11 protein-coding genes and 6 tRNA genes are annotated in these 13,269 nt (G+C 43.5%); 14 read left to right on the forward strand and 3 right to left on the reverse strand.

Annotation, left to right across the window (positions count from 1 at the left end):
* Positions 1-68: 68 nt before the first annotated feature.
* Together RCO84_RS04535 and glgP are read left to right on the forward strand one after the other, a co-directional pair.
* Complete coding sequence (locus tag RCO84_RS04535) at positions 69-1,730, forward strand: glycogen/starch synthase (protein WP_317584084.1); 1,662 nt, start codon at positions 69-71, stop codon at positions 1,728-1,730.
* A 105-nt stretch (positions 1,731-1,835) separates the two neighbouring features.
* The gene (glgP, locus tag RCO84_RS04540; RefSeq protein WP_317584085.1) at positions 1,836-4,394 is read left to right on the forward strand and encodes an alpha-glucan family phosphorylase; all 2,559 of its coding nucleotides are present in this window, start codon (positions 1,836-1,838) and stop codon (positions 4,392-4,394) included.
* 227 nt (positions 4,395-4,621) lie between these two features.
* Here the strand turns inward: glgP and RCO84_RS04545 are convergent, their stop codons facing one another.
* Together RCO84_RS04545 and RCO84_RS04550 are read right to left on the reverse strand one after the other, a co-directional pair.
* The gene (locus tag RCO84_RS04545; protein ID WP_006849494.1) at positions 4,622-5,560 is read right to left on the reverse strand and encodes a ribose-phosphate pyrophosphokinase; all 939 of its coding nucleotides are present in this window, start codon (positions 5,558-5,560) and stop codon (positions 4,622-4,624) included.
* A gap of 83 nt (positions 5,561-5,643) precedes the next feature.
* Positions 5,644-6,252, reverse strand: a complete 609-nt coding sequence (locus RCO84_RS04550) for a thiamine phosphate synthase (protein WP_022120692.1) — start codon at positions 6,250-6,252, stop codon at positions 5,644-5,646.
* 108 nt (positions 6,253-6,360) lie between these two features.
* On the opposite strand from RCO84_RS04550, the gene nspC reads away from it, so the two are divergent.
* The 12 genes from nspC (at position 6,361) to RCO84_RS04610 (ending at position 12,490) form a co-directional block, all read left to right on the forward strand.
* Positions 6,361-7,536, forward strand: a complete 1,176-nt coding sequence (gene nspC / locus RCO84_RS04555; protein WP_317584087.1) for a carboxynorspermidine decarboxylase — start codon at positions 6,361-6,363, stop codon at positions 7,534-7,536.
* A gap of 202 nt (positions 7,537-7,738) precedes the next feature.
* Positions 7,739-7,811: transfer RNA gene (locus tag RCO84_RS04560), tRNA-Gly, on the forward strand.
* Between the two features lie 60 nt (positions 7,812-7,871).
* Positions 7,872-7,955: transfer RNA gene (locus RCO84_RS04565), tRNA-Leu, on the forward strand.
* Between the two features lie 20 nt (positions 7,956-7,975).
* A tRNA-Gly gene (locus RCO84_RS04570) sits at positions 7,976-8,048 on the forward strand.
* A 41-nt stretch (positions 8,049-8,089) separates the two neighbouring features.
* Positions 8,090-8,171: transfer RNA gene (locus RCO84_RS04575), tRNA-Leu, on the forward strand.
* Positions 8,172-8,195: 24 nt separating this feature from the next.
* A tRNA-Leu gene (locus RCO84_RS04580) sits at positions 8,196-8,279 on the forward strand.
* A gap of 20 nt (positions 8,280-8,299) precedes the next feature.
* Positions 8,300-8,372 (forward strand) — tRNA-Gly (locus tag RCO84_RS04585).
* Positions 8,373-8,404: 32 nt separating this feature from the next.
* Entirely contained in the window at positions 8,405-8,941 is a 537-nt protein-coding gene (locus RCO84_RS04590) for a hypothetical protein (protein WP_006849491.1), read from the forward strand.
* A gap of 29 nt (positions 8,942-8,970) precedes the next feature.
* Positions 8,971-9,318, forward strand: a complete 348-nt coding sequence (locus RCO84_RS04595) for a single-stranded DNA-binding protein (protein ID WP_022120694.1) — start codon at positions 8,971-8,973, stop codon at positions 9,316-9,318.
* 22 nt (positions 9,319-9,340) lie between these two features.
* Positions 9,341-10,687 carry a gliding motility-associated protein GldE gene (gene gldE / locus RCO84_RS04600; RefSeq protein WP_445081692.1) on the forward strand — a complete coding sequence of 449 codons (1,347 nt, stop codon included), beginning with the start codon at positions 9,341-9,343 and terminating at the stop codon, positions 10,685-10,687.
* Between the two features lie 35 nt (positions 10,688-10,722).
* Positions 10,723-11,358 (forward strand): 4'-phosphopantetheinyl transferase superfamily protein, encoded by a 636-nt coding sequence (locus tag RCO84_RS04605; RefSeq protein WP_317584090.1) that lies wholly within the window; start codon positions 10,723-10,725, stop codon positions 11,356-11,358.
* Entirely contained in the window at positions 11,345-12,490 is a 1,146-nt protein-coding gene (locus RCO84_RS04610; RefSeq protein WP_317584092.1) for an esterase-like activity of phytase family protein, read from the forward strand. The genes RCO84_RS04605 and RCO84_RS04610 overlap by 14 nt, the downstream gene beginning before the upstream one ends.
* A gap of 5 nt (positions 12,491-12,495) precedes the next feature.
* Here RCO84_RS04610 and RCO84_RS04615 read toward each other — a convergent pair whose 3' ends face one another.
* A complete protein-coding gene (locus tag RCO84_RS04615) occupies positions 12,496-13,233 on the reverse strand; it encodes an SDR family NAD(P)-dependent oxidoreductase (RefSeq protein WP_317584093.1) in 738 nt (245 codons plus the stop codon).
* Positions 13,234-13,269 lie beyond the last annotated feature (36 nt).

Consider the following 13,269-nt stretch of genomic DNA (forward strand, 5'->3'; position numbering starts at 1 on the left):
TTTAATAAGATTAATTCGTTTTTTTGCAAATATTTATCTATCTTTGCGGTGTTTATTGATAATTATATATGGAAAAGAAAAGATTATTTCCAGATTACATATTTGAGTCTAGTTGGGAAGTGTGTAATAAAGTTGGTGGTATCTACACCGTTCTTTCAACACGAGCTAAGACTCTTACGGAAAGGTTAAAGGATCAACTAATCTTCATTGGTCCTGATTGCTGGGGAGACAAGGTGAATCCTTATTTCTCTCAAGATGATACGCTTTATGCGGAGTGGAAAACAGAAGCTCTGAAAGAGGGCTTAAAGGTTAAAGTAGGTAGATGGAATATACCGGGAGAGCCAGTAGCTGTTTTAGTAGATTTCAATCCTTACTATGCTGTTAAAGACCAGATCTATGGACAACTATGGCAGGACTATCAGGTTGATAGTCTTCATGCTTATGGTGACTATGACGAAGCATCGATGTTCTCTTATGCTGCCGCTCTGGTAGTAGAGAGTTTCTACAAACATGTCGTTGGAAAAGGCAAGAAAGTTATCTATCATGGAAATGAATGGATGACAGGACTTGGTGTGCTCTATGTGAACAAGCATCTTCCTGAGGTGGCTACAGTGTTCACCACGCATGCTACAAGTATCGGTCGTAGTATTGCCGGTAATAATAAGCCTCTTTACGATTATCTTTTTGCCTATAATGGTGATCAGATGGCGCAGGAACTCAATATGCAAAGCAAGCATTCTATAGAAAAGCAGACTGCTAAGTATGTTGATTGTTTCACAACAGTGAGTGATATTACTGCCAACGAGTGCAAGGAATTGCTCGATAAACCGGTAGATTTCGTTTTGCCTAACGGATTTGACAATAGTTTTGTACCTAAAGCAAGTACCTTTACAAAGAAACGTAAGGAGGCAAGAAAGCGTTTGCTCGATGTAGCCAATGCTTTGATGGGTACAGATTTGGCTGATGATACGCTCATCGTTTCTACCAGCGGACGCTATGAGTTCCGCAACAAGGGTATCGATGTCTATATTGAGGCTATGAACCGCTTGCTTCGTGACAACAATTTGAAGAAGAATGTATTGGCATTCATTGATGTACCTGGTTGGGTAGGAGATCCACGTCAGGATCTGTTGGATCGTCTGAATAGCGGTAAGAAGTTTGACACGCCATTGGAGGTTCCGGAGATTACCCATTGGTTGCATAATATGAGTCATGATAATGTATTGGGTATGCTGAAGTACTTCAACATGCATAATAATAAGGAAGACAAGGTGAAACTGATATTCTTACCTTGCTACTTGACAGGCGATGATGGCATTATCAACAAGAGCTACTATGATGTAGTGTTGGGTAATGACCTCTGTATCTATCCTTCTTATTATGAGCCATGGGGATATACTCCATTGGAGGCTATTGCGTTCAAGGTGCCTTGTATCACCACCGATTTGGCTGGTTTCGGTCTTTGGGCTAACTCAGAGAAAGGAAGTTACAGTGAGATAGAGGATGGTGTGAAGGTTATCAAGCGTACCGACTATAATTATTCAGAGGTAGCTGATGCTATTAAGGATACCGTAGCTAAGTACTCGGGATTCACCAAGACACAGGTGAACAAGTGTCGTAAAAATGCTGAGATTCTTTCAGAAAAAGCATTGTGGAAACACTTTATCGAGTATTACTATGATGCTTATGACCTTGCCCTGCGCAAGGCTGAAGTTCGTATGAAGAAATAATAATCTCTCTCTCTTGATGGCGTAAGCCATAAAACAAATATTTGGATTCTGCAAGAATCACTATGTTTGCAAGATAGAAAATATACATCTTAAAAATAAAACACAATGAAAATTAAGGCAGACTATGCTAATGCTCCTCAATGGAAGGAGACAACCATTAAATCAAGCCTTCCTAAGGAGTTGAAGTGCTTGGATGAAATCGCTCACAATATGTGGTGGGCATGGAATTATGAAGGTCGTGACTTGTTCAAGAGTCTTGATCCAGACTTGTACGAGAAGTGTAATGCTAACCCTGTATTGCTCTTGGAACGTTTGAGCTACGACCGCAAGGAGGCTATTGTTAAGGATAAGGAGACAATGGCTAAGGTGAAGAACGTCTATAAGATGTTCCGTGCGTACATGGATGTGAAGCCTAACGCTAAGCGCCCTTCAGTTGCTTACTTCTGCATGGAGTATGGTATTAACCAGGTAGTTAAGATTTACTCAGGTGGTCTTGGTATGCTTGCTGGTGACTACTTGAAGGAGGCTTCTGACAGCAACGTGGATATGTGTGCTGTTGGTTTCCTCTACAGATATGGTTATTTCAAGCAGTCTTTGAGTATGGATGGTCAGCAGATTGCTAACTATGATGCTCAGAACTTCAACTCTCTCCCTATCGAGCGAGTATATGATGAGAATGGTAACCCATTGGTAGTTGATGTACCTTACACAAACTATCAGGTACATGCATACGTATGGCAGATGAACGTAGGTCGTATCAAGTTGTATCTCCTGGATACAGATAATGATATGAACTCAGAGTTCGACCGTCCTATCACTCACTCACTCTATGGTGGTGACTGGGAGAATCGCTTGAAGCAGGAAATCTTGCTGGGTATCGGCGGTATCTTGACTTTGAAGAAACTTGGCATCAAGAAGGAGATTTATCACTGCAATGAGGGTCATGCTGCACTCTGCAACCTGCAGCGTCTCTGCGATTACATCGAAGAGGATGGCTTGAACTTCAACCAGGCTCTCGAGCTGGTTCGTGCTTCTTCTCTCTATACTGTTCATACTCCAGTGCCAGCTGGTCATGACTACTTCGACGAGGCTCTCTTTGGCAAGTACATGGGTGGCTATCCACAGCGCCTTGGCATCTCTTGGGATGAGTTCATCGGTATGGGTCGTGAAAATGCAGATGATCACAACGAGCGTTTCTGCCTCTCTACATTCGCTTGCAACACTTGCCAGGAGGTTAATGGTGTAAGTAAGCTTCACGGTTGGGTAAGCCAGCAGATGTTCGCTAATATCTGGAAGGGTTACTTCCCAGAGGAAAACCACGTAGGTTATGTAACCAATGGTGTTCACTTCCCAACTTGGACAGCAACAGAGTGGCGTAAGCTCTACGATACATATTTCGACAAGAACTTCATGAACGACCAGAGCAACGAGGAAATCTGGCATGCCATCTACAATGTTTCAGATGCAGAAATCTGGAATACCCGTATGGCATTGAAGAAGAAGCTCGTAGCTTATATCCGTGAGAAGTTCACCCAGACATGGTTGAAGAACCAGGGTGATCCTGCTCGTGTAGTATCTTTGCTCGAGCGTATCAACCCTAACGCTTTGATGATTGGTTTCTGCCGTCGTTTCGCTACATACAAGCGTGCTCACCTGCTCTTCACCGACTTGGATCGCTTGTCTAAGATCGTTAACGATCCTGAGCACCCAGTATTGTTCTTCTTCTCTGGTAAGGCTCACCCAGCTGATGGTGCTGGTCAGGGCTTGATCAAGCGAATTTTCGAGATTAGCCAGCGTCCAGAGTTCCTCGGTAAGATTATCTTCTTGGAGGACTACGATATGACTTTGGCTCGCCGTCTGGTTTCAGGTGTTGATATCTGGATGAATACTCCTACACGTCCATTGGAGGCTTCTGGTACATCTGGCGAGAAGGCTGAGATGAATGGTGTTGTCAACCTCTCTGTACTTGATGGTTGGTGGGTAGAAGGTTACCGCGAGGGTGCTGGTTGGGCTCTTCCTGAGAAGCGTACATACCAGAACCAGGGTTACCAGGATCAGCTTGATGCTGCTACTATCTACAACCTCTTGGAGAACGACATCATCCCTATGTATTACAACAAGAATAAGGAAGGCTTCAGCAAGGAGTGGATCCAGGTAGTAAAGAACTCTATTGCTACTATCGCTCCTCACTATACAATGAAGCGCCAGTTGGATGACTACTATGATAAGTTCTACAATAAGGAGGCTGCCCGCTTCAAGAAGTTGAGCGCTAACGACAATGCACTTGCTAAGGAGATTGCACTCTGGAAGGAGAGCGTTGCAGAGCGTTGGGATGGTATCCACGTTGTATCTAAGGATGACTGCATGCTGATGGCTGCTGAGACTGGTCAGAAGATCAAGGTTCAGTATGTTATCGATGAGCAGGGCTTGAACGATGCTGTAGGTTTGGAGCTTGTTGTATTGAAGGAGCAGCCAGAGGATGGCAAGCAGATTTATGCTGTTTATCCATTCAAGATGGTTGGTCACGAGGGTAACAACTTTACATTCGAGGCTGAGATTGAGCCAATCAATGCTGGTTCATTCAAGACAGGTGTACGTATGTATCCTAAGAATGATAAGTTGCCACACCGTCAGGACTTCTGCTACGTGAAGTGGTTGAACTAATATAATAGCGACATTGTCACATTATAAATATATGAATCCTGTATCTCTTTTGGGGATACAGGATTTTTTTGGTTTGAAATCGAACAATGAACAGTGTTATTGTAGTTGTGAAAAGTGAATTGTGAAAAGTGAATGTAGATTAGAAACAGGGGAAGAGTGGAATCATAAAAAAGAGTCTTCCTTTTTAAAAAGAAAGACTCCTTGTAAACTTGTATGATGATATTTCCTTATACCAGATACTGGGAAGAGATACTCTCGTTATCCTCAACACGGCGAATGGTTTCTGCAAACATATCTGCAATAGAAATCTGCTTAACCTTTGCGCAACGCTTGGTGTAAGGGATGGAATCAGTGAATACTATCTCCTCAAGAGCTGAATCCTGAACACGCTCAGATGCAGGACCACTCATCACGCAGTGAGATGCACATGCACGAACAGTCTTTGCACCAGCCTGCTTCATGATGTCGGCAGCCTTCGTGATAGTACCGGCTGTATCGACCATATCATCAATGATGACAACATTCTTGTCTTTTACATCACCGATAATCTGCATGCTTGCTACTACATTGGCGCGAGCACGGGTCTTGTTGCAGAGCACGAGAGGGCAGCCGAAGTACTTAGCATAAGTGTTGGCACGCTTAGAACCACCAACGTCTGGAGAAGCAATGACCATATCCTTGAGGCGTAAGCTCTGCAGGTATGGCAAAATAACGCCAGATGCATAGAGGTGATCTACAGGAACATCAAAGAAGCCCTGAATCTGGTCGGCATGGAGGTCCATGGTGATGAGACGGTCGATACCGGCAACGCTGAGCAAGTCGGCTACCAGTTTAGCGCCGATGCTGACACGTGGTTTGTCCTTGCGATCCTGACGGGCCCATCCGAAGTAAGGAACAACAGCAATAATATTGCGGGCAGAAGCACGCTTTGCTGCGTCAATCATCAGGAGCAACTCCATCAAGTTGTCTGAATTAGGGAATGTGCTCTGTACGAGGAAAACATCGCGTCCGCGAATAGACTCCTCGAAAGATACGCCAAATTCACCATCAGAGAACTTGGTTACAACCAAATTACCCAGTGGGCAACCTAAACTAGCGCAGATTTTTTCTGCAAGGTATCTCGAGTTAGTACCAGAGAATACCAAAAAAGAGTTTTTGTCACTCATTTCTATTAGTGTTTATGTGTATTAATAGTTATTTTTATCTATTTTCATGTAGGGGGATGAATCTTTTTTCGGGAACCTCAGTATTAGCTGATAGCCTTTCTCAATTTCTCGAAGTGAAGAATCAACTCTTTGAAATCGCGCTCGTTGTGAATGTCGAAACGGTTCCAGAGATCTCCACAGATTACTACTCCTCCAAATCCGAGTTCCTTGGCAATCTTGAGATTTTCCAGACTCATGCCTCCCAAGGCGTATACCTTCTTGTCTATGAGTCCTGCCTTGGCTGCATTCTCAAGCTGCTGCAGATTGAAGGAAGACTTTTCATCTTTAAACTCAATACAGTCGAAGATGTTTTTCAGAAACACATAGTTTGATTTCTTCTTCATCTCTTTCAGCATCGAGAGATCTGTGCAGGTGCGACTGAACTTGCCTTTGTATCCATCCGGTACCGGTGCTAGCGGATCGTCTATATGGATTCCTGCTAAATCATACTCCTGTTTGAGGTAATAATGATCATGAACAGTAATCTTGCGAAGATAGTCTTCAGGCAGTAACGTGAGCAGTCGCTCAGCATACATTGGTGACGAACCTGGCTTGAAAAGATGCAGGTTGTCCATGCCCTCGTCGAACAGCGAGGATAGTATTTTATCTTCTTCCACAAAGAATGTGGACTTGGTCATTATTGCTAATTTCATCGTCAAAATGATTTTTATGATGCAAAAGTATTAAAAAAAACGCAAACTAGCAATTATATTCGGGATAAAAAGCTATCTTTGCACCATAAAATTAATATTTATCAAGTTATGCAAGTAAATTTAGCGAATTTTAATGAGATTCATCGACCAATTTACGTTTTAGAGGAAGAACGTTTGCGACAGAATCTGTCGCTCATCAGGAGTGTGGCTGAGCGTGCCGATATGGAAATTATTCTAGCTTTTAAGGCTTATGCTCTTTGGAAGACATTTCCGATTTTCAGAGAGTATATTTCTTCGACCACTGCCAGCTCTCTTAGCGAGGCAAAACTGGCGTATCATGAATTTGGCAGTAAGGCGCATACTTTTTCGCCGGCTTATACCGATTATGAGATTGATGAGATAGCTCAATGCTCAAGTCATCTTACTTTCAACTCGCTTACGCAATATGAGCGATATCATGAACGGGTTCGTAGGGCAAATTCTGACATCAGACTGGGATTGAGAGTAAATCCGGAATATTCTGAAGTCGGAACATTGCTGTATAATCCGTGTGCACCTGGAACCCGATTCGGTGTATCGGCAGATAAATTGCCTCAAACTTTGCCTTCAGATATAGAAGGATTCCATTGTCATTGTCACTGCGAGAGTGGGGCGGATGTCTTTGAACGTACGTTAGCTCATATCGAAGAGAAATTCTCTCCTTGGTTTCCGCAGCTGAAATGGATCAATTTCGGTGGAGGTCATCTGATGACCAGGAAGGATTATGATGTGGAACACCTTATTAATATAATAAAGGGATTTCATCAGCGTTATCCTCATCTTAAAATTATCATGGAACCTGGTAGTGCCTTTGGGTGGCAGACCGGGCCGCTTGTAACTCAAGTAGTAGATGTGGTTGAAGATAAAGGTATCAGGACAGCTATCATAAATGCCAGTTTTACCTGTCATATGCCCGACTGTCTGGAGATGCCGTATATGCCAGCTGTCAGAAATGCAGAAACCCTGGAGGTTGATGATCCGACGAAGGCTCCTGAGGGCGCACATATATATAGAATAGGTGGCAACAGTTGTCTGAGTGGAGATTTTATGGGCTTCTGGAAATTTGACCATGAATTGCAAATAGGCGAGAATGTTATTTTCGAAGATATGCTGCATTACACTACGGTAAAGACAAATACCTTTAATGGAATCACTCATCCATCAATAGGAATCGTACATTTAGATGGAAAATTGGAAACTCTAAGAGATTTCAGCTACGAAGATTATCGCGGTAGGATGGATTAGTATAATTTCTATTTTCCCGATTTTTCTGCCGGATGAGTTTAAAAATCGGCAAAATAAGGCTTAAAATGTGTGTTTTGCTCACTAAAAAGGGCAAAATGCACATTTTTTTTCAAAAAAATCGAAGAAAAGTTTGGTAATTCAGAAAAAAGTAGTACCTTTGCACTCGCATTCAGAGGAACGCTCCTAAGTAATAGGAAAAACTGCGGAAATAGCTCAGTTGGTAGAGCACAACCTTGCCAAGGTTGGGGTCGCGGGTCCGAGTCCCGTTTTCCGCTCATTTTTTTTGAAAACAACATCAAGCTTTATCTTGGTTAGATAATGATGGCAATATACTTGGAGAGGTGGCGGAATTGGTAGACGCGCTACTTTGAGGGGGTAGTGACAATTGTGTCGTGGGAGTTCGAGTCTCCTCCTCTTCACTGGTATTGTTATCTTACAAGCGGAAATAGCTCAGTTGGTAGAGCACAACCTTGCCAAGGTTGGGGTCGCGGGTCCGAGTCCCGTTTTCCGCTCGATCATTTTTGTATTAAACCAAGATAGGTTTAAGTTTAGGGCCCAAGTGGCGGAATTGGTAGACGCGCACGTTTCAGGTGCGTGTGTTTCACAACGTGCAGGTTCGAGTCCTGTCTTGGGCACAATATTTAAATTAGCTTAGTGTTGGAGAGGTGGCGGAATTGGTAGACGCGCTACTTTGAGGGGGTAGTGACAATTGTGTCGTGGGAGTTCGAGTCTCCTCCTCTTCACTTTTATTGTTGTTTTACAAGCGGAAATAGCTCAGTTGGTAGAGCACAACCTTGCCAAGGTTGGGGTCGCGGGTCCGAGTCCCGTTTTCCGCTCTTTTTTTTGAACTCGAGAAACATACCCATTTATGAATTTATATTTAAGATATTTTGATCAGGAGACATTAGTTACTAGTGTTGATGATGCTATTGGTTTTTTAAAGAGTATTCCTGAGATTGAGATGGATGCAGAGCTAGAGGCAGATGTTCGTGAATATGCCGCTAGCGATTTGACGTATCCAAAAAGATATAAGGTACGCCCACGTGTTTATTTTATTGTGATAAAGACTACGGCGCAAACTATGCAGGATTTTAAGGATAAGAAAGCATTGCGTACTCCTACTCCTGCAGAGAGAATGGAGAATCCTGTTGTTGCCAGTTTGGCTCAAGAGGCTCCAGGCTGGTATGAAGGATCACTTGATTTCAAGCGTGTTGTGATGGTACCGGCTACAGGAAAGTTTGAGTACCGTGATACTCATTTCGTTGCGGATGTTAAAGCTGAATCAGGTTTGGATTGTTACAATCGCATCGTAGATTATCTGCGCGATTGTGTAGATTCACGCAGCCAGTTCCCATCTGCAAAAGGTAAGAATTTCCATTTCCGCTATCTGGGAATGTGGAAATAAAATATTCAGAAATTTAAAAGATTCGTGTCATGAACAAGGTTATGCTAATTGGTAATGTAGGAAAAGATCCTGACATTCATTATTTCGAAGCAGATCAGGCTGTAGCTCAGGTCTCTCTCGCAACTACAGAGAAAGGATATACTTTGCCTAATGGTACCCAAGTGCCAGACCATACAGATTGGCACAATCTTGTTTTTTATCGTGGGCTTGCAAAGGTAGTAGAGAAGTATGTGCATAAGGGTGACCGCCTTTATGTGGAAGGAAGAATCCGCTACCGCTCCTATGATGACAAGCAGGGTAGAAGACAATATATTACAGAAATCTATGTAGATAATATGGAGATGTTGAGTACTCGCCCTGCTACTAAAGAACAATAATTATTAATTTTTAGCTCAGAAATTGGATATATCCACCATAACTGATGCCTTCGGTGATGTGATGCTGATGCAGCCTTCCGCCGGGGTTATTGTAGCTGCTGTACTTGCAGCTATATTGTTAGGCATGTCTGCTTTTGCCAGTGGTTCCGAAATTGCTTTTTTCAGTTTATCACCAACTGATGTTGCGGAACTTGAGGATGAAAAGACTGATGCCGATAAGAAAATACAGATGTTGCGTGATGATTCCGAACGTACGTTGGCTACCATTTTGATAACCAATAATTTTGTGAATGTCACAATCATCATGCTCCTTAATTATGTATTCGCAGGAATCGTAGAGTTTGGTCCTAAAGCTTATTGGCTTCAGTTCCTGATTATTACGGTTATTCTTACTTTCTTGCTTTTGCTTTTTGGTGAGATTATGCCGAAAGTGTATGCCCGCCAGGATTCTCTGAAGTTCTGTCGCCGGTGCGTAGGGGGAATTCTGTTTGTCAGAAAGTTGTTTTGGCCTTTAGAAACTATCTTGCTGAAAAGTGGAATTCTAGCAGAAAAGATTATACAGAAGGAAAATCATGTGCTGAGTGTTGATGACTTGGAACAGGCTCTTGAACTGACAGATAAGAATGATATCAAGGACGAGCAGAGCATGCTGAAGGGTATCATCCGCTTTGGCGATGAAACAGCCAAGGAGGTGATGACCAGCCGACAGAATATTGTTGACCTGGATATCCGTAGTTCTTATCCAGAAGTATTAAAGTGCATTGAAGAGAATAATTACAGTCGTATTCCTGTTTATCAGGATAATACAGATAATATTCGTGGCGTACTGTATATCAAGGACTTATTGCCTCATCTTACGAAGTCTTCCAACTTCCGTTGGCAGAGCCTGATTCGTCCTCCTTACTTTGTTCCTGAAACCAAGAAGATAGATGATCTGCTTCGCGAGTTCCAGGACAACAAGGTTCATATCGCCATTGTGGTAGATGAGTTCGGAGGAACATCGGGTATTGTTACTCTCGAAGATATTCTGGAGGAAATTGTAGGTGAAATCAATGATGAATACGATGAGGAGGAGAAGTTCTACTCGAAATTAAATTACAACACCTTTATCTTTGAAGGTAAAACGCTTCTTTCTGATTTCTGCAAAATCCTGAATGTAGATGACGAAGAGTTCGAGGAGGTTGAGGGTGATGCAGATTCTCTGGCTGGTCTGCTCTTGGAAATCAAAGGCGATTTCCCAAGTATGCACGAGAAGATAGATTATAAGAACTATACTTTCGAGGTTATGCAGATAGAGGAGCGTCGCATCAGCAAGATTAAGGTGACGGTACATCCTTTGAAAGATAACGTGGAGGATTCTTCTAAGTAATCATCAGTATTCATCAATATCAGAATATAAAAAATATGGCAGTTGTCAATATACGAGAAGTTTATCCGGGAGTGAGTCTTGGTTTATGGCAGATGGATGAAACAGTAGAACAGTTGTTCGGGCAGTATCCTCATCTGCAGGCTTACCGCTCTCAGGTGGAAGAGAAATATAAGAACGATGGCAGGAAACTGGAGTTTCTTGCCATTCGTGCATTAATGTATGAGATGCTCAAGACGACCGGGGCTTCCAAGGGCTTGCTTTCTCATGCGGGTGACATTACCCACAACGAGGCTGGAAAGCCATTGTTCTGTGGTTATCATATCAGCGTTTCGCATACCAAGGGTTATGCTGCGCTTATCCTTTCCAAAAATCAGGAAGTGGCGGTAGATATCGAATACTTCAGCGATAGGGTAGAGCGCATCGCATCCAAATTCCTGCGAAAGGATGAGAAGGCGGAAGATCTGGATGCCAAGCTGGTGCATTGGTGTGCCAAGGAAACGGTCTTCAAGTTATTCTCTGAAGAAAATCTAATGTTTGAGGATATGCGGGTGAAGCCGTTTGATACGATGGCAGACTGGTCGTGTGATGTGGAGAATCTCAAGAGCAGAAAGATGGCGCATGTAGATTTCGAGTTAACCATGGAATTTGTATTGACTTATGCTGCGCTGTAATATCCTTTCCATCTTTCTGGCATTCAGTCTGTTGGCTGGAGCACAGGATTGGAAAGTAGTGAGAGAGAATCCCCAGAAGGCTTTTCCGAAAACCGTGGCTGCGGGCAACTACAGTGGCATTGCTCATCTGCATGATGATATCTATGCGGTGGTAAGCGACAAGTCGGATAGTGCCCTGTACTTCAACTTCCGGATTCAGGTGAATCCCAAGACCGGCGAATTGGAACAGGTAGAGAACCTTGGGTTTACCGAGAGAACAGATGGAACGCTGAACGACGGAAAGTTTTGGCAGGGGCAGGAGAAAGGCTTTGACCACGAAGCCATCGTAAAGGCTTCTGATTCTACCTTGGTGATAACAAGCGAAGGATATTGCCGTTTAAAGGAGTATCCTGTTCTGCCTACTTCGGCTAATGCTCCCAAGATTAGCTATCAGCAGAACCTTTGGGAGAGCAGATGGCCTTCTTCTGATTTTTATCCAAATTATAATTTTGAGTCTCTGGCTTTTGATTCCGTCCGTCAGTATCTCTGGACGATTCCTGAGAGCACGCTCCGCAAAGACGGACAGCCTGCTACTCCTCAAAACGGATTGGCCAATCGGCTTCGTTTGATGAGGTATGATTGGGGAAAGATGAAGGAAACTCGTAACAAGGAAGAGTATAGCGAGCAAGTGAGCAGCAAGAAAAATTCTCGTTATATGACGACCTATGCCTATCAGATGGATCAACCTTCTACCCATAAGAAAGCAGATATCTATGTGATGGGTGTGAGTGAGCTTTGTGCCTTGCCCGATGGACAGCTTCTGGTTTTGGAGCGTGAGGCCTTTATCCCGAAGATCAAGATTGGTGCTTTCTGCAAGTGTAAACTCTATCTGATCAATCCTTTGAATTCTGAGGAGTTTGCTTTGAAAGAGAAGTTTTCATCAGATACTCCTTTCTTGAAGAAGAGATTGCTCGCGGAATGGAAAACCGGCTTGTCACTTTCCAAGCGTTCCTTTGCCAATTACGAAGGTATGTGTCTGGGACCCAAGTTGGAAGATGGTTCCCAGGTTGTCATCCTGCTGTCTGATTCGCAGGATCAATATGCGGGAGTATTGAAAGACTGGTTCAAGACGATTGTCATCAGAAAGGAATAAAGTTGTTATGTTGTAATCTTCAATCTCGTCCATAACCATCTAGGAATGAGTCGCCAGAGGAAGACGAGGATATCATATCTCCAGTCTATTACCTTAACTTCCTTTCCGTTTTCGATGGCACTTACTATATGTTTCGCCACATCTTCCGGTTTGAGTTGCAGCGGATAGCTGCTGCCTGCGATAAGGTCGGTCTTTACGAAGCCTGGTCGGATATCTGTAATGGCGATGGGGAGATGACGCATCCGTGCCTGCTGCGACAGGCATTCCAGATAATGGTTCTGGAATCGCTTGGTGGCAGAGTAGGCAGGGGCAGCACCGAGACCTTTGATTCCGGCGATGGAAGTGATGCAGGCAATGCGGGCTTTTGAATTGCTCTGATGATGAGTAGCAAACCAGTTGAATGCCGTATCTACCATTCTTGTGAATCCCAAGCCGTTGGTTTCCAGGGTCTTCATTTCCTTTTCTATATCCAGCGAGTTGTTCTGCCAGCCAATGCCGGAACTATGGAAGTAGAGGTCCATGCCTCCCAACTTATCGATGAGTTCGAGAAGTTGGGCAGGAGCATTGGGAGAAGTCACGTCTATTTGCTGGTAGCTGGTAATGCCGCCCTGCGAAATCAGAGCCTGCAATCTTTCAATTCTTCTTCCGGCAATTCCTACCTGCCATCCTTTTGCAGCAAGCAGTTTTGCCACTTCCATTCCGATGCCCGATGTGGCACCCATTACAATTGCTTTCTTTGCCATATAGTCCTATTATATAAGGTGAAATCTTGATAGTTC

It is taken from the genome of Segatella copri, assembly GCF_949820605.1.
Taxonomy (GTDB): Bacteria; Bacteroidota; Bacteroidia; order Bacteroidales; family Bacteroidaceae; genus Prevotella.

Coding starts and splice junctions, on each gene's coding strand:
- glgP (WP_317584085.1), top strand. CDS start 1,836: ATGAAAATTAAGGCAGACTATGCTAATGCTCCTCAATGGAAGGAGACA.
- RCO84_RS04605 (WP_317584090.1), top strand. CDS start 10,723: ATGGCAGTTGTCAATATACGAGAAGTTTATCCGGGAGTGAGTCTTGGT.
- RCO84_RS04595 (WP_022120694.1), top strand. CDS start 8,971: ATGAACAAGGTTATGCTAATTGGTAATGTAGGAAAAGATCCTGACATT.
- RCO84_RS04545 (WP_006849494.1), bottom strand. CDS start 5,560: ATGAGTGACAAAAACTCTTTTTTGGTATTCTCTGGTACTAACTCGAGA.
- RCO84_RS04610 (WP_317584092.1), top strand. CDS start 11,345: ATGCTGCGCTGTAATATCCTTTCCATCTTTCTGGCATTCAGTCTGTTG.
- RCO84_RS04550 (WP_022120692.1), bottom strand. CDS start 6,252: ATGAAATTAGCAATAATGACCAAGTCCACATTCTTTGTGGAAGAAGAT.
- RCO84_RS04535 (WP_317584084.1), top strand. CDS start 69: ATGGAAAAGAAAAGATTATTTCCAGATTACATATTTGAGTCTAGTTGG.
- RCO84_RS04615 (WP_317584093.1), bottom strand. CDS start 13,233: ATGGCAAAGAAAGCAATTGTAATGGGTGCCACATCGGGCATCGGAATG.
- nspC (WP_317584087.1), top strand. CDS start 6,361: ATGCAAGTAAATTTAGCGAATTTTAATGAGATTCATCGACCAATTTAC.
- RCO84_RS04590 (WP_006849491.1), top strand. CDS start 8,405: ATGAATTTATATTTAAGATATTTTGATCAGGAGACATTAGTTACTAGT.